Annotated in this window: 20 protein-coding genes, 2 tRNA genes and 1 riboswitch; of the genes, 12 read left to right on the forward strand and 10 right to left on the reverse strand. The window is 29.1% G+C overall.

Features of this window, described 5'->3' with window-relative positions:
* Window positions 1-131 precede the first annotated feature (131 nt).
* On the forward strand, window positions 132-419 hold the full coding sequence (locus F811_RS0111455) for a hypothetical protein (protein ID WP_245555858.1): 288 nt from the start codon (window positions 132-134) through the stop codon (window positions 417-419).
* 68 nt (window positions 420-487) lie between these two features.
* A riboswitch (TPP riboswitch) is annotated at window positions 488-603 on the forward strand.
* Between the two features lie 67 nt (window positions 604-670).
* The gene (thiM, locus tag F811_RS0111465) at window positions 671-1,459 is read left to right on the forward strand and encodes a hydroxyethylthiazole kinase (protein ID WP_020005382.1); all 789 of its coding nucleotides are present in this window, start codon (window positions 671-673) and stop codon (window positions 1,457-1,459) included.
* A gap of 126 nt (window positions 1,460-1,585) precedes the next feature.
* On the opposite strand, the gene F811_RS0111470 is transcribed toward thiM, so the two are convergent.
* Both F811_RS0111470 and ilvD read right to left on the reverse strand, forming a co-directional pair.
* Window positions 1,586-2,671: an iron-containing alcohol dehydrogenase family protein gene (locus F811_RS0111470; RefSeq protein WP_020005383.1), complete on the reverse strand. Its 1,086-nt coding sequence runs from the start codon at window positions 2,669-2,671 to the stop codon at window positions 1,586-1,588.
* Between the two features lie 529 nt (window positions 2,672-3,200).
* Entirely contained in the window at window positions 3,201-4,883 is a 1,683-nt protein-coding gene (gene ilvD, locus F811_RS0111475) for a dihydroxy-acid dehydratase (protein ID WP_020005384.1), read from the reverse strand.
* Window positions 4,884-5,178: 295 nt separating this feature from the next.
* Here ilvD and F811_RS0111480 point away from each other — a divergent pair, with 295 nt between their 5' ends.
* Entirely contained in the window at window positions 5,179-7,116 is a 1,938-nt protein-coding gene (locus F811_RS0111480) for a methyl-accepting chemotaxis protein (RefSeq protein WP_020005385.1), read from the forward strand.
* 66 nt (window positions 7,117-7,182) lie between these two features.
* Here F811_RS0111480 and F811_RS0111485 read toward each other — a convergent pair whose 3' ends face one another.
* Window positions 7,183-9,060, reverse strand: a complete 1,878-nt coding sequence (locus F811_RS0111485; RefSeq protein ID WP_020005386.1) for an AMP-dependent synthetase/ligase — start codon at window positions 9,058-9,060, stop codon at window positions 7,183-7,185.
* Between the two features lie 74 nt (window positions 9,061-9,134).
* Window positions 9,135-10,265 carry a glycosyltransferase family 4 protein gene (locus tag F811_RS0111490; RefSeq protein ID WP_020005387.1) on the reverse strand — a complete coding sequence of 377 codons (1,131 nt, stop codon included), beginning with the start codon at window positions 10,263-10,265 and terminating at the stop codon, window positions 9,135-9,137.
* Window positions 10,266-10,383: 118 nt separating this feature from the next.
* On the opposite strand from F811_RS0111490, the gene F811_RS0111495 reads away from it, so the two are divergent.
* The gene (locus tag F811_RS0111495; RefSeq protein ID WP_020005388.1) at window positions 10,384-11,340 is read left to right on the forward strand and encodes an alpha/beta hydrolase; all 957 of its coding nucleotides are present in this window, start codon (window positions 10,384-10,386) and stop codon (window positions 11,338-11,340) included.
* Between the two features lie 298 nt (window positions 11,341-11,638).
* Here the strand turns inward: F811_RS0111495 and F811_RS0111500 are convergent, their stop codons facing one another.
* Entirely contained in the window at window positions 11,639-12,250 is a 612-nt protein-coding gene (locus F811_RS0111500; RefSeq protein ID WP_020005389.1) for an HAD family hydrolase, read from the reverse strand.
* A 448-nt stretch (window positions 12,251-12,698) separates the two neighbouring features.
* Here F811_RS0111500 and F811_RS0111505 point away from each other — a divergent pair, with 448 nt between their 5' ends.
* The gene (locus tag F811_RS0111505) at window positions 12,699-14,285 is read left to right on the forward strand and encodes an AAA family ATPase (protein WP_020005390.1); all 1,587 of its coding nucleotides are present in this window, start codon (window positions 12,699-12,701) and stop codon (window positions 14,283-14,285) included.
* Window positions 14,272-15,708, forward strand: coding sequence for a VWA domain-containing protein (locus F811_RS0111510; RefSeq protein ID WP_020005391.1), 1,437 nt, complete (start codon window positions 14,272-14,274; stop codon window positions 15,706-15,708). The genes F811_RS0111505 and F811_RS0111510 overlap by 14 nt, the downstream gene beginning before the upstream one ends.
* 17 nt (window positions 15,709-15,725) lie before the next feature.
* Here F811_RS0111510 and murI read toward each other — a convergent pair whose 3' ends face one another.
* Entirely contained in the window at window positions 15,726-16,553 is an 828-nt protein-coding gene (gene murI, locus F811_RS0111515; protein ID WP_020005392.1) for a glutamate racemase, read from the reverse strand.
* A gap of 173 nt (window positions 16,554-16,726) precedes the next feature.
* Between murI and F811_RS0111520 the strand changes: the two genes are divergently transcribed.
* From F811_RS0111520 to F811_RS0111530, 3 genes are read left to right on the forward strand one after another with little or no spacing between them, the layout of a single operon-like run.
* Entirely contained in the window at window positions 16,727-16,975 is a 249-nt protein-coding gene (locus F811_RS0111520; protein WP_020005393.1) for an OadG family protein, read from the forward strand.
* Between the two features lie 27 nt (window positions 16,976-17,002).
* Window positions 17,003-18,811 carry a biotin/lipoyl-containing protein gene (locus F811_RS0111525; RefSeq protein ID WP_020005394.1) on the forward strand — a complete coding sequence of 603 codons (1,809 nt, stop codon included), beginning with the start codon at window positions 17,003-17,005 and terminating at the stop codon, window positions 18,809-18,811.
* 31 nt (window positions 18,812-18,842) lie between these two features.
* Window positions 18,843-20,219: a sodium ion-translocating decarboxylase subunit beta gene (locus F811_RS0111530; protein WP_020005395.1), complete on the forward strand. Its 1,377-nt coding sequence runs from the start codon at window positions 18,843-18,845 to the stop codon at window positions 20,217-20,219.
* A 109-nt stretch (window positions 20,220-20,328) separates the two neighbouring features.
* Here F811_RS0111530 and F811_RS0111535 read toward each other — a convergent pair whose 3' ends face one another.
* Window positions 20,329-21,285 carry a DUF2156 domain-containing protein gene (locus F811_RS0111535; protein WP_020005396.1) on the reverse strand — a complete coding sequence of 319 codons (957 nt, stop codon included), beginning with the start codon at window positions 21,283-21,285 and terminating at the stop codon, window positions 20,329-20,331.
* Between the two features lie 65 nt (window positions 21,286-21,350).
* Window positions 21,351-21,905 (reverse strand): flavodoxin family protein, encoded by a 555-nt coding sequence (locus tag F811_RS0111540; protein ID WP_020005397.1) that lies wholly within the window; start codon window positions 21,903-21,905, stop codon window positions 21,351-21,353.
* 122 nt (window positions 21,906-22,027) lie between these two features.
* Here F811_RS0111540 and F811_RS0111545 point away from each other — a divergent pair, with 122 nt between their 5' ends.
* Window positions 22,028-22,360: a winged helix-turn-helix transcriptional regulator gene (locus F811_RS0111545; protein ID WP_020005398.1), complete on the forward strand. Its 333-nt coding sequence runs from the start codon at window positions 22,028-22,030 to the stop codon at window positions 22,358-22,360.
* Between the two features lie 4 nt (window positions 22,361-22,364).
* Here the strand turns inward: F811_RS0111545 and F811_RS0111550 are convergent, their stop codons facing one another.
* Both F811_RS0111550 and F811_RS0111555 read right to left on the reverse strand, forming a co-directional pair.
* Window positions 22,365-22,895 (reverse strand): SRPBCC family protein, encoded by a 531-nt coding sequence (locus F811_RS0111550; RefSeq protein ID WP_020005399.1) that lies wholly within the window; start codon window positions 22,893-22,895, stop codon window positions 22,365-22,367.
* The gene (locus F811_RS0111555; protein ID WP_020005400.1) at window positions 22,895-24,202 is read right to left on the reverse strand and encodes an AI-2E family transporter; all 1,308 of its coding nucleotides are present in this window, start codon (window positions 24,200-24,202) and stop codon (window positions 22,895-22,897) included. The genes F811_RS0111550 and F811_RS0111555 overlap by 1 nt, the downstream gene beginning before the upstream one ends.
* Before the next feature lie 151 nt (window positions 24,203-24,353).
* On the opposite strand from F811_RS0111555, the gene F811_RS0111560 reads away from it, so the two are divergent.
* Together F811_RS0111560 and F811_RS0111565 are read left to right on the forward strand one after the other, a co-directional pair.
* Window positions 24,354-24,427 (forward strand) — tRNA-Ile (locus F811_RS0111560).
* 29 nt (window positions 24,428-24,456) lie between these two features.
* Window positions 24,457-24,530: transfer RNA gene (locus tag F811_RS0111565), tRNA-Ala, on the forward strand.
* Window positions 24,531-24,589 lie beyond the last annotated feature (59 nt).

A 24,589-nucleotide genomic window follows, 5' to 3' on the forward strand; every position in this document is an offset into this window, starting at 1 on the left:
AGGACTTAAACAGCCTGCCTATAACAATTACTTGTTATAGCGTTATGTCTCTTGTAAAAATCCTACCTAATTAATATTATATAAAAAAGTTCTAAAAAATCAATAAATAATATCTTATTCGCTGTTGTGTGATGGTCTATTGCTTGTATTTATCAATATGGCTTGATTTTTTAAGTTATTTAAAAATATATTTAATAAAAGGCGACAGAGAAAACACTATCAAAAGACATTACAGCAAAGAGGAATTGATAAAAAAAGAAAAAATATTAAAAGAAAGAGAGTTAATTAAAATACAAATAGAAAAAGAAGAACAATTAAAAATGCTTGAAGAAGAAAAAAGGCTTGGGTTTAATAATATGACAGAAGATGAAATCATTGAGTTTACAAAGATGAGTTTGAGGCATTTAAAAAGGGCTTGATTATCTTGATTATAATAAAAAATAATTATATTTCTATTTGAAATAATTATCATTTTATTATATAATGTATTTCAAATTAGGGGAGCTTTAAAAGGCTGAGAGTAAGTTTTATTTTCATATAATAAACTTAGACCCTTATAACCTGTTGGATAATGCCAGTGTAGGGAAATATTTTGTACCAATTCATTTTTGCACATCTAAAAATAATCCAATAAAGTTTTCCTAATAATTTTTATTTTTAAGGATTAATTATGATACAAGAAGAAATATCTAAAGCAATTACCGATATGAAAGCTAAAAGCCCATTAGTTCATAACATCACAAATTATGTTGTTATGCAAATTACAGCTAATGCCTTGCTTGCTGTTGGAGCTTCTCCAGTTATGACATTTGAAAAGGAAGAGTTTGAAGATATGCTTTCTATTGCTTCATCGCTTGTTATTAATATCGGAACATTAACTTCTATTTCTATAGAGGCTATGCATAGTGCATGCAAAATAGCAAATAAAAAAAATGTTCCATTTGTTCTTGACCCTGTAGGAGCAGGTGCTACAAAACTTAGAACCCAAACTTCTATAGATATAATAAAAAATTATAATCCTCAAGTGATAAGAGGAAATGCCTCTGAGATAATGGTTCTTGCTGGTGAGAGTATCAAAACTAAAGGAGTAGACAGCACTGCCAATGTTAATATGGCTTTGGAGGCTGGTAAACATTTAGCTAAAGAGTATAATACTGTTGTAAGCATAAGCGGTGAAACTGATATTGTAACAGACGGAAACAGAGTTTTATATGTAAGCGGAGGCTCTCCTTTGATGTCATTAAATACTGGTATGGGATGTACTTCTACTGCAATTACTGCTGCTATGCTTGCGGTGTCAAATCCTTTAATTGCTGCTTCTTCTGCTATGTGTATAATGGCTGAGGCTGGAGAGATGGCCTCAAAAAAAGCAGATGCTCCTGCTAGTTTTGCTGTTTCATTTATTGATGAACTTTATAAACTTAATATAAGTAATGCTTCTAATAGAGTAAGAGAATAATATTTTAATTGATATAATAAATAAATGTTTCAAAGCAATATCTAAATTAATTGATTTTTTATTATTGGGAGTTAGTAATAAACAATGGGCTTTAATATTAAAGTCCATTGTTTAAGCATATATTTTTTATTTTAAGTACTGACTATTATTGAACTCTTCTAAATCTATAATAGCTTTTAATATCATTTCTTTATCAGCTTTATATGTACTTATATTTAAGTCATCAAGAGCAAGTGTGCCGTCTAATGCTGTATTAAAATCTTCATCTTCTAAACTAAAATTATTTATGCCTATATCTTTTAAGCATGTTGGAAGAGACATGAATTTATTAAACTTAAAAATATCTTCTCTGGCATCGTATTGTTTGTCCATAGTAAGAAGCAGTAATATACCGTATGATACCAATTCACCATGCAGCAGTTTTTCTCCTATTCTTTTTAATTTTGTTAATCCATTATGTAAAGACATATGATAATTATCTTTTATCATTATAGATGTTAATCCTACTGTGTATATTATATGAAGTATAACTCTGTTTAGAGCATCTGTTACCTTTTTATTTCTAAAATCATCTACAGCTTCTGAATAATATTTTAATATATCATTAGAGCAGTTTTTTATAACTTCTATGCCTAAAAAATTTTTATAATTTAAATTTTCATCTCTTGTGCATAATAATGCTTTATACTGTTTTGAAAGTGCATCTGATATACCAGCTATAAAATAATTTTCAGGCGAGTTTAATATAACATCAGTATTTATAAATGTGTGTAAAGGCGGTCTTTTCAAATTAAACATTTCTCTAAAACTTCCATCATTATAATATATAACAGATGAACAAGTTACAGCAGCACAGTTTGAAGCTAATGTTGGAAATGTAAATATAGGCTTATTCATCATATCAGCTAAAACCTTTGATGTGTCTAATGCTCTTCCGCCTCCTACAGCAAATATCATATCCGCTTCCATAACTGCTTTTTTCTCTTTAAGGAAATCAACATTTTCAAAAGTTGAATTTCCTCCGTAATGAAGCATTCCAGTTATGTTTATATCTTTTATATTATGTAGTATAAGCTCTATTGATGCCTGAAGAGATTTTTTTCCCGATATTATAACAGCTTTGTTTCCATAATTTGAACATATATCATATATATTTTTATAAGCGTCTTTTCCTATACTGAAATTAGGTAAAAATAAATTTTCTGTACTCATTTTTCAATCCTTTTAATTAATATTATTATTTAAAATTTTAAGTAAGTTGTTTTTTAATTCATTAAATTATTTTTATTATATAATAGACTTGTTTCAAAACTATTTTTATTTATAATTACGGGGACTAGCCCCCGCACCCCCACTTCTTTTGGACGCTGTCCGCCCGTGGCGTGGCACAAAGAAGCAAAAAGACTGCATATTTATATACTAAAATAGTAAATTATATAACATGTAAAACATTATGTTTATAATTTTATACTTAATCTTTCAAGTACTTTTGAAACAAGTATATTGAAATTAACAATTAATAATCATATTTCTCTCCTTATAAAAATTTTTTTTATTTAAAATAAATTTAGTCTATGCTTATATCAGCTATAAACTAAACAATTTTTATCCTGGCTTAAAAGATAGGAACCAAGCAGTCTGTAATATTATTTTTGTTATGACTTTTAGATTATTAGTGCTTTTATTTGATGTTATAGTTTATTCTCTTAACACTATAACATCAATTTGTTTTCATTAAAAATTATTTTAATATAGCACCAGTATTAGCAGACTGAACAAGTTTTCTATATCTTCCAAGCCAGCCTCTAATTTCCTCTAAAGGTTTAATAGCAGTCTCTTTTCTTCTTTTTTCCATTTCTTCATCAGAGATTTCTAAATTGATTTTATGATTAGGAATGTCTATACTAATGATGTCATTTTCTTTTATAAAAGCTATTTCTCCGCCGCTTGCAGCCTCTGGAGAAACGTGCCCTATAGAAGCACCTCTTGAAGCCCCAGAGAATCTTCCGTCAGTGATTAAAGCAACATCTTTATCTAATTTCATACCAGCAAGAGCAGAAGTAGGGTTAAGCATTTCACGCATACCAGGTCCGCCTTTAGGTCCTTCATATCTTATAACTACAACATCGCCTTTATTTATTTTTCCAGCATATATAGCAGATATTGCCTCTTCTTCGCTGTCAAATACTCTTGCAGGTCCTTTATGTACAAGCATTTCATCAGCAACAGCAGAACGTTTAACAACGCAACCATCTTTAGCTATATTGCCCCAAAGTATAGCAATTCCGCCTGTTTTACTGTAAGGGTTTTCTATATTTCTTAAAACATTATTATTTTTATTAACAGCATCTTTTATATTTTCAGCTATTGTTTTACCAGTAGCAGTAAGAAGCGAAGTATTTATAAATCCGCCTTTATCAAGCTCTTTCATAACAGCAGGTATTCCGCCAGCTTTGTATAAATCTTCTATATAGTTATGACCTGCAGGTGCTAAATGACACAAATTAGGAGTGCGGTCGCTTACTTCATTGATAGTTTTTAAATCTATTGGTATGCCAGCCTCATTAGCTATTGCAAGCAAGTGAAGTACACTGTTTGTAGAGCAGCCCAATGCCATATCTACAGCAAGAGCATTTTTAAATGATTCTGGAGTTATTATATCCAATGGTTTTATATTGTTTTTTAATAATTCCATAACCTGTATGCCTGCTTTTTTAGCAAGTAAAGTTCTCGCAGAATATACTGCAGGTATTGTTCCATTTCCGGGAAGTGCTATACCTAAAGCCTCAGAAAGACAGTTCATGCTATTTGCAGTGTACATACCAGCACAAGAACCGCAGCTTGGACATGTATTTTGTGCATATTCTTCTAATTCTTTATCATTTATAAGATTAGCCTTTTTTGCTCCTACAGCTTCAAATATATTAGATAAACTTATTTTCTCATCGCCATGATCACCTGGCAGCATAGCTCCTCCGCTTATGACTATACCAGGTATATTCATTCTTAAAAGTCCCATTATCATACCAGGTACTATTTTATCGCAGTTAGGTACTAGTACAACTCCGTCTAATCCGTGTGCTATAACCATACTTTCAACAGAATCAGCTATTAACTCTCTGGAAGGAAGTGAATATTTCATTCCTAAGTGTCCCATAGCTATACCATCGCATACGCCTATTGAAGGTATAAGTATAGGTGTACCTCCTCCTATTAAAACTCCAGCTTTAACAGCCTGAGAGAGTTTATCAAGATGTATATGTCCTGGTACAATTTCACTATATGCAGAAATAATTCCAATCAGAGGTCTTTTTAATTCTTCATCTGTATAACCCATAGAATAGAATAATGATCTGTTTGGTGCTCTTTCATCACCCTTTAATACTCTGTCGCTTCTTAAAGAACTATTTTCTCTGAAACTCATAATTATTTCTCCATTTAATAAAATTGTTATTATTTGTAAAATTGTAATGCGTACATTCTATTAGCAGAATGATAAAAAATCAAGAGTTTTTTTGTATTTTTTCTTATTATAAAATAAATATGATTTTTTCTTAAGTAAATATTATTTTTTGTTAAATAAATTTGATTTATTATAAATTTTTATTGACTTTTTTATTTCTCGGTGATAACATCTTTCTACTAATTTAGATTGTTATATTAGTAAAATTCTTTTTTTTAAATTAAATTTGTAATTAAGCAGTACAGGCAGGATAATCATGTTTAAAAAAGTTGGTCTACAATTTCAAATTACTATTTCAATATTAATTCCAATTATATTAATTATAATTTTAGCAAACGGATTTATAACAATATACAGTGGAAATATAAGTAAAAGGCTGTCTTATAAAGTACTAGAAGAGACTTCTTTAAAAGAGGCAAATAGTATAAAATATACCATCAATAATAATTTATATAATGTAATGGGGCTTAAAATTAATATAGAAAACATCTATAATAGAGGAATAAGAGAAAGAGAAACTTATAAACAATTAACTTCAGTATTTTTTAGTAGCCTTCCTGATGATATAAATGGTCTTTCAATAGCTTTTGAACCTAATGCTTTAGATAATGATTCAGACTATACAAATTCAGAATATAGAGCTGCTAACGGCAGATTTAATTATTATATATCAAGAAATGGAGAAGCATATTTATCAATAGATACTTTTAATGTGGATTATTACACGGAACCTAAAAGAACTGGAGATATATATGTATCTGGAGTTTATAATTCTACAGTTAATGTTGGAACAGTACTTTTTACATTATGCATACCTATCAAACCAAATAATAAATTTATAGGTGTTATTTATGTTGATATATTTGTGGATTCTGTTACTTCTTTGATTAAAGATATTGCACCTTTTGAAGGTACTTTAATAATGCTTTATGATCAGAACGGATATTTAGTATATGATACGCTTAATAAAAATGATATTTCAAAAAACATTTATGAAGTATATCCTCATTACAAACGATATAATATATTTGAAAATATACAGTCTGGAAAGTTTTCAATAATAGAAGCATATGGTGAAAGCGGAAAAAAACATTTTACTTATGCTTTTACTCCTATAGAAATATCAAAAGGGGTATATTGGGGATTAGAATTAGCAGCCCCTAAAGATATAATATTGAAAGACAGTATCATTATGAGAAATTCTCTTATTGTTATATTGGCACTGATTATTATTATATTTGCTGTATTTATACCATTTATTATCAAGAAAAAAGTGTCTGATATTATTAATTCTTTGGCTAGAGATATTTTAGATATGTCTAATGGAGATTTGACTGTGTCTATGCCTAAAGGATTTGATAAAAGAAAAGATGAATGGGGTGATATAGCAAGAGGCTGGGATAAATCTATGAACAATTTTAACAAAATTATTCATACTGTAAAAAACTCAGCGGAGCAAGTTTCTACAGCAGCGAATCAGGTTTTAATGGGGAATAATGATTTATCTGAAAGAACAGAATCTCAGGCTTCAAGTTTGGAAGAGACTGCAGCATCAATGAATGAGATGGCTAGTGCTATTAAAGAGTCTGCAGAAAATGTTGCATCAAGCACTGCTATGGTATCAGAGGCTAAAGATCATTTGAATAAAGCAGGTGAAATAGTAGAGGACAGTGTAAGCAAAATGGATGATGTTTATGAGGCAAGCAATAAAATTATGGATATTACCAAACTTATAGAAGGCATAGCTTTTCAAACTAATATATTAGCCTTAAATGCTTCTGTAGAGGCAGCACGTGCAGGAGAGCAGGGCAGAGGTTTTGCTGTAGTGGCAAGCGAAGTAAGAAACCTAGCACAGAATACTCAGGAATCAGTAAAAAATATTACTTCATTAATCAATGATAGTAATGAAAAAATTCATTTGGCGGCAGAGAGTGTTAAAGAGTCAAAAGACATATTTATGGAAATATCTGAAAAGATGGATAATGCTTCTTCTTTGATGGAAAGAATAAATACAGCAGCTCAGGAACAGGAAAGAGGCATAGAACAAATAAATATAACTATTAATAATATGGACGCAGCCTTACAGAAAAATGCTTCTTTAGTTACTGAAGCTACTTCCGCATCAGAATCATTATTAAATGAGGCTAATGAACTTATTAAATCAATAGAATATTTCAAATTAAAAAATAATTAAGAAGTATATACAGATTTAATTTAGCATGATAATAGTATCATACTAAATTAAAAATATTTTATATTATTATAATTTTTTCTCATATAGAGCCTCTATTTTATCTTTGTATGCTTCTGTAACATTGGCTCTTTTTATTTTAAGCGACTGTGTAAGAAGTCCGTTTTCAATAGTAAATTCTTCATCAGTTATGATAATTTTTGCTATAGCTTCATAAGGTCTGAAACCATTTTTATAGTTTATAAGTCTGTCTAATTCTTCTCTTATGAGTTTATAAACTTCTTTTGATGATGCAAGATTTTTTTCATCGTAGGCAATCTTTTCTTTATCAAAATGATATTTAATATTTTCTTTATTAATAACTACTATTGCCCCAGTAGATGCTTTATCCTGACCTACAAGCATTATCTGCGATATATAGCTTGATTCCATAGCTTTATTTTCTATAGGCTGAGGCTCTACATTTTCTCCAGTAAGAAGAACAATAGTTTCTTTAGCCCTTCCTGTTAAAACTATTTCTCCTTCCTGAGTATATGTTCCCAAATCGCCAGAATTGAAGAAATCATCTATTTTTGCCTGTGCTGTTAATTCTGGGTCTTTATAATATTCTTTAAATATATTAGGTCCTTTAATCCAGCAAACTCCCATAACTCCGTCTTTGCATGAATTACCGTCTTTATCTCTAATTTCAATTTTTACTTCTGGTATAGGAGCCCCGCATGTTCCTCTGTAATTTTTGTACGGAGATCTTAATGTAACTACTGGAGAAGTTTCAGTTATTCCCCAGCCGACTACTAGGTTTATACCTACTGCCTCAACAAAATCTTCAATATACATAGGTAATGCACCGCCTCCTGATATTGTAAGGCGTATCTTTCCTCCTGTTAATTCCATTATTTTGCTGTATACCATTTTTTTAGCCATTTTATGAAATATAGGGTCAAACATTCCTATACTATATTCTGCTTTTTTATCCTCTCTTTTTTCATCTCCAAGAAGATAAACTAAATTATTCTGATACCTTACACTTCTTATATAGCTTATAGACCTATTTATTATAAACTTAAGAAACTTCTTTAGAAATGCATTCTTTCTGTCTATATTTTTCATCACAGTGTTATATATATTAACCCATATAGCTGGTACTGAAATAAATATATCTGGTTTTTCTTCTGTGAAATCATTTTTTAAATATCTCTTATTTGTTATAGCAGTAAAACAGCCTATTATAGCAGTTACATATGATATTGTTCTTTCATAGATATGCCATATAGGAAGAATAGTTAAAAGTTTTTCACCTGCTTTTAATTTTATTATATCTGGGAGCACTCTAACATTATGAAGTATATTTCCATGAGTGAGTATTACACCTTTAGGTTTTCCAGTTGTACCAGAAGTATATATTATAGTTGCAGTGCTTTCATTTGTTAATTTGGCTGCTTTTTTTATAGCAAACTCTTCATCGCCTTTTAAATGTTCTTCTCCAAGTTCTTCAAATTTATCAAATGCATATATATTATTTTCTGGGTCATGCATAGAACTGTCAAGCAAAACTATTAATGATAAATCTTTATGATGTTTTTTTATTTTTTCAAATACATATTTATTTTCTACAAGTACGGCTTGAGCTTCACTGTGTTCTATTATGTAGTTTAACTCATCAGAAGTTGAATCTATACCTCTAGGTACATCAGCAGAACCTAATGCCAATAGTGCCATATCGGATACAAACCATTCTATTCTGTTTTCAGAAAATATAGCAACATGTTTTTGTGCCAATCCTTTTACTTCAAATGCTTTGGCTATTGCATTTACTTTATCATAAAGTTTTTTATATGTAATTGTAACTTTTTCATCATTATTATTTCTATATCTATATGCAGGACTTTGCGGCATGTTTTGTACTGTTTCAAAAAAAGCACTAGGTATAGATGTATAATTTCTCATAAAATCTCCTAATTAATTATAACTATTTTTTTATAATGAGTAGTGAATTATAACTATAATACATATTGAAAATATTACAAGTACTTTACAATGTATTTTATTATATTTTCACTGTATGATGATACTGTGAAATTATGTATTGATGGCTTTGATAATTCTAAAAATTTTTCTTTTATGCCTTTATCTTTATATGAAAGTAACATGGCATTATAAATTTCTTCTATATTTTCCATATTACAGCTTATAGAATAGTCCTTAACAGCCTCATAAACTCCAGATTTATTTGATATTATCGATATGCAGGAACAGTATAATGCCTCTATAACTGTAAGTCCGAATGGTTCATTTATAGCTGGCATTACTAGAGCGTAGCTTTTGTTTAATAATTCTTTTTTTTCTTCCTCTGATACGAAACCTTTAAATATTATATTTTCTTCTAAATTAATTTTTTTTACAAAGTTTTTTAAATATTTTTCATACCTTCCTTTTCCAGCTATAATAAATTTCAAATTTTTATCTTCAATATTTTCTAATAATATTTTAAAAGCTGATAATGCATTTTCTATATTTTTTGGCTTTTCTATTCTCCCTATATATAAAAAATGTTCGCTTTTTTTTATCTCCATAAAATCAATATTTGATGTAATGCATGGGTATATAACTTCAGCCTCTCTATTATAAACTCTTTTAATACCTTCTTTAGTTCTGATACTGTTTGATATTATATAATCTATTTTGCTTACTCCAAGTCTGTCTAAATGCATAGTGTATCTTGCTATTATATCCAAAGTTTTTTGAAGTCTTTTATAGCTTTCATCATCATATCCGTAAAGCCTTACACTTGGTTCATGGCAGTACCAAAAACTTTTAGGTAATTTTATATTATTTTTTTTAGCATAATCATATGCAAGTCCGAAAAATATTGTAGCTGGGAAATTATGTATTAAAACTGCATCATAGTTTTTTAATTCATTAGCTAAAAATTTGGATGTTTTATTAAATACAAAAGGGTTTAATGTAATATCTGTTTTTATTTGCTTTATATAATCTGGTGCATTATCTCTTAATCTGTAAGTATAAATTACTGTTTCTATACCTATGCTATGCCAATACTCGACACTTGATAATATTACATTTTCAGCTCCGCCATTATATCCGAATGTAGGGTGGAGTATAGCTATTTTTTTTATATTGTAATTATTCATATATCAATAATAATTTATTTTTTATAATCTTACAAGCAGAATTTATTGTTGATTTTTTTATTATTAATTATATTATATCTTTATATACACGTATTGTCTTACATATTAAGGAGTAAAAATGAAAAATATATTTATTTTAATGATTATTGTTTTTTCTATTATTATTTCATGCAATAATGCTAATTCAAACAAGGAAAATGATATGAATAATTTTACAATGTCAACAAATGAAGATGGAAGCATAATATTTGAACAAAAAAATATTACATATAATATTGATTATAATCCTGATGTTGTTTATGCAAGTAAAGATAATATAGATTTAACTCTTCAGATATTTGTTCCAAGACTTCTTAAAGTTGATACTAATGCAAGATATCCGCTAATAATCGAAATAAAAGGTTCAGCATGGAAAAAACAGAATGTATATAGAAATGTAGCAGCAATGGCAGATTTTGCTAGAAGAGGCTATGTTGCAGCAATAGTAGAGTACAGACCAAGCGACATTGCCGTTTTTCCAGCACAGATTGAAGACACTAGAGATGCTATTAACTTTATGATAAATAATGCTGATAAGTATAATGTAGATACTAATAATATATTCGTTTGGGGTGATTCTTCAGGAGCACATACCGCATTATTTACAGCAATACCTTTAAATGAAAATGACAATACAATAACAAGTATTAATGCAATAATAGCTTATTATCCTCCTACCGATTTGCTTGAAATGAGAAATGATCCTTTAGGCTCAACTACTGGAGATGCCGATAGTCCAGAAGGTATTTTAATTGGCAGAAAAAATGTTTATGACTTTCCAGAAGAGGCTAAAAGAATAAGCCCTTATTATGAGATTTCAAAAGTTACTAATATGCCCCCTATATTTTTGGCACATGGAACTGCTGATAGTGTTGTTCCTTTTAGTCAAAGTAAAATTTTAGCTGACAAATTAAAAAAAGAAAACAGAGTATATGAGTTTTATGCACTTAAAGATGCTGACCATGGAGATTGGCAGTTTTGGACTAAAGACATGTTTGATTTAGTTGAGAAGTTTATAAACAAATACAAAAAATAATTTTTTAGTAAATTTTTTAAAAAATATTATACTTGTTTCAAAACTATTTTTATTTATAGTTGCGGGGACTAGCCCTACGAAGCACACAGTCGTGCCGCACCCCCCACTTCTTTTGGACGCTGTCCGCCCGTGGTGTGGCACAAAGAAGCAGGCACAGCCCGCAGTCGCGAAAGACTGCATATTTATATACTAAAATAACAATTTGTGATACATGTAAAACGTAATATTTATAATTTTAAAAATTATATAATTTCATAGATAATCTTGTCAAGTAGTTTTGAAACAAGTCTATTATAACTTAAATCTTCGCCCACTTTTCTACTTTTATAACCCAAGCATTAGTTTGATTGGCAGCCTCAAGTCCTACTTCGCTGTCTTCAAATATAATGCTTTCTTTTTCTTTTACATTAAAATGATTTATACATTTAAAAAATATTTCTGGGTGAGGCTTTTTATTTTTTATGTCGTTTCCTGTTAATATTAAATCAAATAATTTTTCAAGATTGAATTCTTTTAATATGGCATAAACTCCTTTTGGAGAGGAAGTTGTTGCTAAAGCTGTATATTTAGATTTTTTTTTACTTTCAATTAATATTTCCAACATCAGAGGGTGGATATTAACCATATTCAAATTTTGTAAATATATATTTTCTTTTCTATTATGTATTTTTTTTATAAGTTCATTATTTTTATTTTCATCATCTGTAAGTTTATTATTTAATTTTAAAATATTATTTGTGAATGTTTTATAATGTAGACCGAAACATTTATTGTAATAATAATCTTTGTCTAATTCTATGCCGTATTCTTTAAAAGCGTTGCTGTATGAATAGTAATGTAAATTAGCACTGTCTATTAAAGTACCGTCCATATCGAATATTAATAATTTTATATTATCAAAACTTATCATTTTTTATTCCTAATTTATACTATTTAAATTAATTATAACATATAAACTTATAAAATAAAGAATTCCAATTTATAATAAAAATGATATATACTGGAACGATTTCATTTTGTCAACTGATATACATTATATAGAATTATCAACTTTTTTGCCGCACACGCTCTGCGGGCTTCGCCAAAGTTTTTGCCAAAGGCACGCTTCGCGAAAAACGCAATTGCTAGGACTCTATATTTTATATATACGTATTAAATGTAGTGTATATCAATAATTTAGGACAAAAATTCAGTTCTTTTGGTTCTTTTATACCAATAAAAGAACTGGGGTGCGGGGCAAAGCCCTGCAAATATTTTAAATTAAAAAAATTAATTTTGACAAAATAAAATTGTTTAGGTATAATAAGTTTTATACGTTTACTGTAAAAAGTATTGAGTATTAAGAGAGAAATACATATATGAAAAATACTAAATTAAGAATTGAAAAAATTATTAGTCTGCTTTCAGATGGACTTTATGAAAGAGAAGAAATAGTTGCATTAACGTTTTTAAGTGCCGTAGCAGGAAAGCCAGTATTTTTATACGGTCCTCCGGGTACAGCTAAAAGTTTTATTGCAAAGAGAGTATCATCAGCTTTTAGAGAATCAAAATACTTCGGATATTTAATGCAAAGATTCAGTACACCAGAGGATATATTCGGACCTATTAGTTTGGAAGAGTTAAAAAATGACAGATATATTAGAAAGATAGAAGGATATCTTCCAGACTGTGATTTTGCATTCTTAGATGAAATTTGGAAAAGTACTCCTGCAATACTTAATACGCTTTTAACCATAATAAATGAAAGAGTTTTTAAAAACGGATATAAAGAAATCAAAGTTCCATTAAAAGCATTGATTTCTGCAAGCAATGAAACACCGCCAGAAGGTCAGGGGCTTGAAGCATTGTATGACAGATTTATCATGCGTTTGATGGTAAGACCTATGAAAAATAAGGATAATTTTGAAAAGATACTTCAAAATACTGAAATTAATTCATATATACAAATTGATGAAGAGATTAAAATATCATCAGAAGAATGGATAAAAATAAGAGAAGAAGTTAATAATATAAAACTTTCAAAAATAGTTATTGATATAATTCACAGAATTAAACTCTCTATAGAAAAGTTTAATGAAGATAACAGAGATATTGCTATATATGTATCAGACAGAAGATGGCAGCATATATCATACTTGTTAAAAACAGCAGCGTACTTAAATGATAAAGATGAGGCAGATATTTACGAGGCTTTTTTAATAGAGAATTGTTTATGGAGTTTGGAGGAACATATTGAAGTTGTAGGTACTATAGTTGAAAATGCAGTAAGAGAGTCATATAGTTTTAATAATGAACATATTAATGAATGGAGAGAGAGTTTTAAGAGTGTTCAGGAAAATATAGATAATGAGTTTTATGAATTAGAAAAAACTTATGATACAGAAAATATTGATGATAAACCGCATATTGCGAAAACATTAAATATAAATATAGATGAATACGGAAATAAAGGCGAGACTATAATATATATACCAATAAAACAGCTAGGTAAAAAAGGTTATTTTTATCCTTTGGATTTATCAAGAAATCAGACAAAAAAATTCAGATGCAGTTTTAATGGTACTGATAAATGCACTGTAGAAATAAATTCTGCTACTTCTGTTAATGGTTTTGTATCAAATAAATTATCAAAAAATTATGAGTTTTTAGAAGAGTTTGAACCAGACTTTTATATGAAAAAAATCGGATATAAAAAACAGGAAAAAGAAAAAAAATCTTCATATATAAAACTTCTTAATTCATTAATATCAAGTATTGAAAATATAATTATAAACTTAAAAAATGATTATAATGCAAATAAAAAAAATACTAAAAGTATATTTATTTCAGAGGAAAAATTTAATATTTTTGATGATATATTTAATTCTTATATAGATAATCTTGAAAGCGAAAAATTAGACGCTCAAAGAGTAAAAAGCGAAATAGAAAATCATGAAACAATTTAATAATGATTCATATAGAAACGAAATAAAAAAAACTGAAAGTATGGCAAGAGGAGTTTTTTACGGCTCTTTTGAAAACATAAATGAAAAAAGACTTGAGGAAGAGCTTGAAGTAAAAATAACAAAATGGAAAAAAGATTTAAATACTTTTACCAACGAAAATAATCCTTATGATGAAAATAAAACAGAATTAGAAATATCATTAAAAAAATTAAAAGTCTTAAAAAATAAAAATATAAAAACTACAAAAGAAGATATTATAAATGATTTAAATAGTTTTAGTATTTTATCAGATGATAGCAGTGTAGAGTTTTGGAAAGATAAGCTGCATAATTCTGAGAGTTTAAATATTAATTTAAACATAATAAAAAATAATATTTTATCTTCATGGCAGAAAACTTATAATAAAAAAAATAATGAATGGCTTGTTCATACAGTTAAAGAAAAAAGGGATAAATTTATTTCAGATATAGAATCTTGGATTAGTTTGATTAAAAAATTAAGATACATGTCAAATATATTAAGAATAAAAATAGGAGTATTATGGGATTTTAGGGTAGGGGAGCTTGAAGAAAATGATATATCTTTATTAGAGAGATGGGTTGAGTTTATAAATAAATATAAAAAAGAAATAGAAACTATATGCGACAGTATTGGAAAAAGAGTTGATATTGAAAAGGCTTTAAAAAATATAGAGTTTAAAAATACTTATAGTTATACAAATAAAAAGATAAGCTCTAAAGAGGAGATAGTTGGTATATATTTTGCTAAAGATATAGAAAATGTGGTTCCAGAAGAGCTTTCACTTTTGTGTAGCGAAGATAGCGAAAAATTATTTAAGCTTAAATATATAGAAAATAGGCTTATGTGTTTTGATAAGAGTGCTTATGTATTTAATGAACATGATTTTGACATTGTTAAAGCTGGATATAAAGAAGGCAAAGGGGATATGATTATATGTATAGACACAAGCGGATCTATGAAAGGAACTAGTGAGTATATTGCAAAAGCTATAATGTTTAAAATGGTAATGCAGGCTCTATCTGAGAATAGGAATGCTTATCTTATAAACTTCAGCACTGAAATATATACTTGCAGATTTACTAAAAATAATGGTATTGAAGATTTAATAAAGTTTTTAAAATTAAGCTATCATGGAGGCTCTGATATATATAAAGCACTTTATGAGGCAAACAGAGTAATGAACACATCTTCTTTCAAGAATGCTGATGTATTAGTATTATCTGATTTTATTATGGAAGATATGCCAGACAATTTAGTGAAAATATGTTCAAAGCAAAGAAATAACGGAAACAAATTTTTTGCTGTATCTATTGGTAAGTTTCCGTTTGGTTACTCTTATAAAAAAGTATTTAATAAACATTGGATATTTGATATTGACAGCGGCATAAAAGAGATTTATTAATTTATCATTTTATATACTTATAATTTTATTTGTTCTAATTTGTATTTTCTATCTTTAGGCATAAATATATTTATAATCTTTTCTTCTTTCTCTACTGATGCTGTTGTATATATTATTATATCATCACTTTTATCTGTATTTATTAAATTATTTTTTTTCAAATATTCTTTTACAGATATAGAAGTATGATAAGCTGGGTCTATAATATTTTGTATAGAGTTATTTACATTATTTTCCAAAGTTTTTTTTATATCATCAATTATATGAGGATAATGAGTGCATGCAAGTATTAAAGTATCTGATTTTTCATCTATATTTTTTAAATAATTTTTTAAAACTTCAAATCTATTATCATAGCTGTACCAATCATTTTCTATCATAGGGCATAGATCTTTGCATGCTATTTGAGTAATTTTGCTTTCTTTATTTTGCTTCTTTATTTTGTTTTTATACACACCAGAATGAACTGTAAACTCTGTAGCCATTACAGATATATTATTATTTTTTGTTTTATTTAAAGCATCAGCTACCCCATTTGATATTACTTCTATAATAGGAATGTCATATTTTTGTTTTAATATATCATATGCACATGCTGATATAGTATTGCAAGCTATTATAATTATCTTGCATTTTTTACTTATTAAGAATTCTACCATTTTTGATGTAAGATTAATAATTTCTTCTTCTGACTTATCCCCGTATGGTATATTAACATTATCACCCAAATATATATAGTTTTCATTAGGCAGTATTTGCAATAATTGTTTTAATACAGTTAATCCTCCGAAACCAGAATCAAAAACAGCTATAGGCATACTTGAGATAGATGAATTAATGTTCATAATTTTACCCTATTAAGTTAACTAAATAAATATCAGTTATTATATAAAGTATTTCTATAAAGTCAATGATATTGTGAAATAAAAGCTATATTTTGTAATAAATACACTTGTATATAAGTAGAAGATAGTGTATAATGCAGTATTAAAAATTTACAGTAATAGGAGTATTTTTGATGAACAGTAGTATCATGGAAGCTCTACAAATAATGGTCATAGGTATGGGCGTTGTTGTATTGTTTTTAATCATATTAGTTTTCGTTATGAAATTTGTTAGTGCTGTTGTAGCTCAGGTAGATAAGTTAATGCCTCCTCCTCAAGAGGCCTCTTCATCTTCTCCAGCACCAGTTCAAACAGTAAATAATGATAAAATGGTTGCTATAGCTATAGCTTTGGCACATGTTCATAGCAATAAATCTAAGTAATAGTGAGTTTTTTAAGGAGATATAAGAATGGCTAAAAAAGAAGTAAAATTTATGCTAACAGCATTCAGAGATGGTTTTCAGTCCGTTTATGGTGCTAGAGTATTATCTAAGGATTTTATGCCTGCAGTAGAGGCTTTTGTTAAAGCAGGCGTTACATATTTTGAATCAGGCGGCGGTGCAACTTTCCAAAGTGCTTTTTTCTACAATCAGGAAAATGCTTTTGATGTAATGGATACTTTCAGAAAAACAGTAGGTCCAGATGTTAACTTACAAACATTAGCAAGAGGTGTAAACGTAGTTGGTTTGGAATCTCAGCCTAGAGAAATGATAAAAATGCATGCTCAGTTATTCAAAAAACATGGTGTTACAACTATTAGAAACTTTGACGCTTTAAACGATGTTAATAACCTTATTTTCAGCGGTAAATGCATTAAAGAAGCTGGATTAAAACACCAAGTATGTGTTAGTATGATGGCTTTGCCTCCTGGATGCGAAGGTGCCCATGATGCTGCTTTTTATGCAAAAGTATTAAAACAAATTAAAGATAATGTTGAATTTGATTCAGTATGTTTTAAAGATGCTTCAGGTACTTCAACTCCTCAAGTTGTTTATGATACAGTTAAAGAAGCTAGAAAACTTTTAGGTTCTGATATGCATATACAAGTTCACAGCCATGAAACAGCTGGTATAGGTGCTGTTCAGTACAGAGCTGCATTAGATGCAGGTGCTGATTGTATAGACCTTTCAGCTGCTCCAGTATCAGGCGGTACTTGTCAAACAGACTTAATAGTTATGTGGCATGCTTTAAGAGGAACTGAATATGAATTAAATATTGATATAGATAAAATCAGAGAAGCAGAAGAAGTATTTAAAGACTGTATGAAAGATTATTTCTTACCGCCAGAAAGCAGAACAGTAGAGCCTATGATTCCATTTGCTCCAATGCCGGGCGGTGCTTTAACTGCTAATACTCAAATGATGAGAGATATTAATGTAATGAACAGATTCCCAGAAGTTATAAAAGCTATGACTGAAGTGGTAAAAAAAGGCGGTTTTGGTACTTCTGTAACTCCAGTATCTCAATTCTATTTCCAACAAGCATTTAATAATGTAATGCAGGGTAATTGGAAAAAAATAGCTGATGGATATGGTAAAATGGTATTAGGATATTTTGGTAAAACTCCTTCTACTCCAGACCCAGAAATAGTAAAAATAGCAAGCGAGCAATTAGGTTTACAGCCTACAACTGAACTTGCTATGGATATAGATGATAAAAACCCTAAAAAAGGAAGAAAAGCTGCAGAACAGGCTTTAAAAGATGCTGGTATCACAGATCTTTCAGATGAAAATGTATTTATAGCTGCTGCTTGTAAAGAAAAAGGTATACAGTTCCTTAAAGGCGAAGCTAAACTTGGTATCAGAAAAAATGCTCCTAATGCTGCTTCTTCTGGTTCTTCTCAAGCTGCAAGCAATGAAGTTACAGTTACTGTAGGCGGTTCAAGCTATGGAATAAAAATAGAAAACGGTAAAGCTATAGTTGACGGAGTAAGTTATGACTATACTATTAAAGACGGTATAGCTGCTGGTGCTTCTCAGGCTGCTGCTCCTGCTTCTTCAGGTTCTGCTACTCCAGTTACAGCTGGTTTACCTGGTACTGTATTAAAAATAGTAGCTCCAGTAGGAACACAAGTTCAAGATGGTTCTACAGTATTAATAGTAGAAGCTATGAAAATGGAAGTAGAAATAAAATCTTCTGCTAATGGTGTTGTTAAAGAAGTTAAAGTTAAACCAGGAGACGCTGTAGTTGCTGGTCAGGAATTGGCTATTGTAGGCTGATAATGATGCTTGTTGTAAGGAGATAAAAATAATGAGAAAAATATTTTTAGTATTTGCACTTGTCTTTATGACTGCATCAGTAGTGCTTCCTCAGGAAAGTGCTCAGAAACCCCTTAATATAAAAGATTCGCTTATTTCTTTAGCTAGAAATACTGCTTTCGGAGGTCTTTTTCCTAGAAGCGAACAGGAAATAGCAGAAGCTCAGGCTAAAGCTGAAAGCAGCAAACAAGAAAAATATCAAACTAAATTAAATGATATTAAAGTAAAATCTGTTCCGCTATGGCAGAATCTTATAATGATTTGTGTGGGATTAGTTTTAGTTTATCTTGCTATAGCTAAAGGTTTTGAACCATTACTTCTTATTCCTATAGGTATGGGCGGTATTTTGGCTAATATTCCTATTGCTAATATTGCGGCACTTCCTGTAGTCGAAGTTATGAATGGTATACCAGTAACTTTAAGCAGCGGAGGTTTTTTAGGTCAGATATACACTTTTGGTATTGAATCTGGATTGTTCCCATTATTCATATTCATAGGTGTTGGTGCTATGACAGATTTCGGACCACTTATTGCTAACCCTAAAACTGCATTATTAGGTGCTGCTGCTCAAATAGGTATATTCGGTACTTTGCTTGGTGCTATGATTCTATCTGCTTATGTTCCAGTAATTTCTTTCACTTTGAAAGATGCTGCTTCTATAGGTATTATAGGAGGTGCTGACGGTCCTACTGCTATATTTACAGCTTCAAGACTTTCGCCTTCTTTATTAGGTGCTATTGCTGTTGCTGCTTATTCTTATATGGCATTGGTTCCTATTATTCAGCCTCCTATTATGAAATGGCTTACTACTGAACAGGAAAGAAAAATTGAAATGAAACAGTTACGCCCTGTAAGTAAAAGAGAAAAAATTATTTTCCCTCTTAGCGTTATAATACTTGTAGCTTTACTTTTACCTGATGCTGCTCCTCTTATTGGTGCTGTTATGTTTGGTAATTTGCTTAAAGAATCTGGTGTTACTGAGAGACTTTCAAAAACTGCTCAGAATGAATTAATAAACATTGTTACAATTATGTTAGGTTTATCAGTTGGAAGTAAATTAGCTGCTGATAAGTTCTTACGTTTTGAAACACTTGGTATATTAGTATTAGGTTTAGTAGCATTCTCTATGGGTACTGCTGGCGGTGTACTTCTTGCTAAATTAATGAATTTATTCAGCAAAGATAAAATCAATCCGCTTATTGGTGCTGCTGGTGTATCTGCTGTTCCTATGGCTGCTAGAGTTGCTAATAAAGTAGGACAGGAATCTAACCCTCATAACTTCTTACTTATGCATGCTATGGGACCAAACGTTTCTGGTGTAATTGGTTCTGCAGTTGCTGCTGGAGTACTTTTGGCTATACTTGGTTAATATTAAGTATTAAAAAAATTAAAGGTGTAAATCTTCAAGATTAGATTTGCACCTTTTTTATTTGAATTATTTTATATGAAAGAAGCTGCAGTTGGTTTTATAGAGTTCATTAAAACTCTGCACAAAAACCTTTATATTTCTCCACATAACCCACTGGATTATATGATAATTTTGCTTTTCTAAGTCCCAAATCTCCTACGTCCTGTTCTCTATTAACAAATTTAAATCTCTCATAATCGCTTACATAATTTTTTAAATTTTCTAAAAACATTCTGTTTATAGCCTGATAAGTACCTTTATAATTTCTATCTCCTCTTTCAGAGTGAACTACTATTGTATCTCTCATGCTCAAATCAGCTATTGTATATGCAGCTACTTTTTTATCAACGTATATCGCACCGCCTGCTATATTGTTTATGATATCCCAATTATCAAGTAAAGTTCTTATCATTATTGTGTCAGCTTCTGCTCTTACTTCATGTGATAATAATTTATTACTGTCAAAGGCTTCGCATTCTTCTGTGTTATTTTGAGATGCATCATTATTCTTTTTTTCTTCTTCTTCCCATTTGGCTTCAAAATCAAGTATATCTTTTACAATAGTTTTATCTATAGGCTTGTACTCAAAATCATTTTTTATAAATTGATTATACAGATTCTTCTTATTATGGAATTTTTTTCCTGAAAGTGTAACTAGTTCATTAAAATCGTATAAATATTCCCATTCATCTCTGCTTTCTTTTACTTTTATTTTAGTAGTTTTCTCCCAAAATAAAGCAAGTTCCTTTGGTATTCTTATAACAGCTTCTCCTGATATTTCGCAAGGTCCCATATCATTGCAGAAATCAGTATTAAACCAATCTCCCACAGGTGCCCAGTAAGTAATGTATGGTGATTTCTGTCTTATCCAAACTAGCTTTTCTGTAAATGCCCACTCAAGCATATATATATCTTTAAGTCCTAGAAGATTCATAAATGTGTAATCTGCTGATTGTTCTGGTGTTATAGAAAAATATTTATGATAAAGTTCTTGTTTATCTAAACTAATAGGCTCAAAATTAAGCATATATTTTTATCCTTTTTTAATTTTATTGACTATATATTATATATTAAAATTCATTAATGTAAATGCTATAATATCAATTTACCAATTTCAAATGCTTTATTTAATTCTTCCTTTCCTTTAATATCGCCTATATTAAATACTCCTCCTGCTATTAAATATCCTAAATCTTTCCAGCCTAGATAATTTAAAAGATATTTATAGTATTCTATTACAGGTTTAGAATTATTTTCATCATTTCCTTCTGCCGCCATAAGCATGATGCATTCTTTGTACGGCGTTTTATAATTAGGGTCTATTTCTGTAACTGCAAATAATCTGTCTATTGCAGTTTTTAATTGTGAACTGAAAGCCCAATAATACATAGGTGAAGCTAGTACTAATATATCTGCTTCTTTATAGTGCGGATATATTTTTAGCATATCATCTTTTTGTGTGCAAGGACTTTCTTTATCTTTTCCTCCTTTTAAGCAGCCTTTACAGCCATGTATATTCATTTTATCTAAATCGAATTTTATTATATTATTTCCGTTAAGTTTTGCTCCTTTAATAAACTCTTCTATTAATGCTTCAGTATTACCGTTTGGTCTTGGGCTTCCGTTTAATATTAGTATTTTTTTCATTTTTTAACTCCTTTTACTATAAATTGTTATTGATATTATTATTATAGTATTATATATTGGTATAATCAAGTACTAACAAAAATGTTATATACTAACTATAAGTAAAGTAAAAGGATAGTTTCATGCCAAAAGAGAGTTTGAAAGAAAAATATATGGAAGATACAGGTTTTGCCTATACTATGTCATTGATATCTGGTAAGTATAAGATGATAATATTATATATATTGTCAGAATTAAAAGTTGTAAGATATAATGAATTGAAAAGAATAATATCAGGAATATCACATAAAACATTGAGTTTAACTTTAAAAGAGTTAGAAAAAGACGATTTAGTAAGTAGAAAAGAGTATCCTCAAATACCGCCTAAAGTAGAGTATAGTCTTTCAAAAAGAGGAAAATCTTTAATACCAATACTGGATGCTATATGTGTATGGGGCGAAAAAAACAGAAAATAGTTAATTATTTTCTATTTTTATTAATGAAGTTTCTTAGTCTTCTAAAAAAGTCGCTTTTACCATTTTCATCTATAAGAACATATTTTAACATAAATCTTAAATATGGGTGGTATACGTACAATGTTTCTTTTATAGTCATTCTAGTTCCGCCATTTTCAGCATCTTCTAGTATATAAGTCCATAAAGCTGTAAATTCATTTTCAGTTTTTACTATAGATATTTCACTGTTTTCTACTCTTCTTACTTCTATTAATTCCTGATATGTTCTTCTATTTGAATATGTCTGCATTATTTTTAGTTTATTTCCTTCTAATTTTTCAACACGTACTATGGATATATATTTAAGCCAAGCAGGATAATTTTCGTAGTCTATTAGAAGATGATATAATTCATTTCTTGGTATATCAAATACCTGAGTTTTTTCTTTAGAAAAAGAAGGCGGCATTCTTTTTCCTATAACAGTTGGAAGAAATATCATAATTGCCATTAATATAAGCGGTAATATTATAAATATAGGTATTAAATATAATAACATTATTTTCCTCTTTTAGTTAAAGTATAAAATTTTGAATGATAGTATTTATTAAAAAAGTTCTGAACCACTAATAAAACAATTCCGCAGAATGGTACAGAGAATAATATTCCTAAAAATCCGAATAATACTCCTCCTATAATGGTACTAAACATTACAGCTATAGGGTGTATTTTAACAGATTTACCAAGTATTTTTGGCGCCATTAATCCAGAATCTAGTATTTGTACAAAACCAAATATTATGCATATTTTTAAAGCCCCATGCCACCATATATTTTCTGTAATAATGCCTGCTAATAGGGCAGTTATAAATGCAGCAAATGGTCCTATAAAAGGGATATAGTTAAGAAGTCCTCTTAATAAAGCTAAAATAAAAGCGTATTTTGTATTAGTTACAGATAAAAGTATATAGCTTATTATAAAAAATGAGAGAGCAAGTATAGTCATTCCTCTTACATAACCGTTAATAATGGAATTAGATTTTTTTATTATTTCGTTTATAGAAGTCTGCCATCTCATAGGTATTATTTTTATAATTTTTGATTTAATATTCTGAAAATCAAGCATCAAATAAAAAGTTACAAAAGGAAGTATTACAAAGTATGAAAATATTACACTAAATATTGTAGTTAAACTTGAAATGTTCTGAAATCTGAAATCTATCATTTTTTTATATATTAGCGTGAATATTCCGTCACTTCCAAATAAAAAATCTTTTATAGAAGCAGCATCTATTGCCATATCAATATCAAAACTTTTTCCTATGGATTTATTCAATTTATCTGATATTGAAATTAATAGTGATGAAATAGAGTTGTATATTTTATCTACATACTGCGGAAGACTTCTTAATATTATTTCCATCTCTTCTATAGTTCTAGGCAGTATAAATACAAAAAATATTACAGCAATTATAATAAGCGGAATAAAAATAAAAAGTACAGCTACTATTCTTGGAATTTTTGTCTGCATTTTTGTTATAAGAGGATCGAACATATATGCAATAAATATACCCCATATAAAAGGAGCCACTAAATAACCAGCTTCTTTAATTACCCATAAAGTAAAGAGACATAATATCAAAAATATAGAAGTTTTAGCCCATATATATCTCCAAAATGGGATTAATGCTGCTATTAGAACAATAAATAATATAATAGGGTTTATAATTTCTCTAATTAAATAGCAAAAATAAAAAAAAGCACTTGATATTATCAAAACTAATAATATCTCTCCGCCGTTTACTAGTATTTTATTATGAGTTAATGAATTATTATTTTTATCTTTATCAAAAAAGTTGTTATTCATAAAATTATTTCTGTATTTTTATTTTCTATATATTATAGTAGAATAAGGTTTTTTACAACATATTTTTAAAAAATATTATTATTTTTTAAAAAAAGGCTTGTTATTTTTTTTAATTATGGTATAATCTAATCCATATCGTTGATGATTAAAAGGGCCTGTAGCTCAGATGGCTAGAGCGTTCGACTGATAATCGAAAGGTCGGTGGTTCAATTCCTCCCAGGCCCACACGCTCAGGTTCTTTATAATACATATACGGGGGTTTAGCTCAGTTTGGGAGAGCGACTGCCTTGCACGCAGTAGGTCGTGGGTTCGATCCCCATAACCTCCACATCTTTATAAAACTATTCTTAAATCATTAAGGATAGTTTTTGTTTTATTAACATATAT

It is taken from the genome of Brachyspira innocens ATCC 29796 (assembly GCF_000384655.1).
GTDB lineage: Bacteria > Spirochaetota > Brachyspiria > Brachyspirales > Brachyspiraceae > Brachyspira > Brachyspira innocens.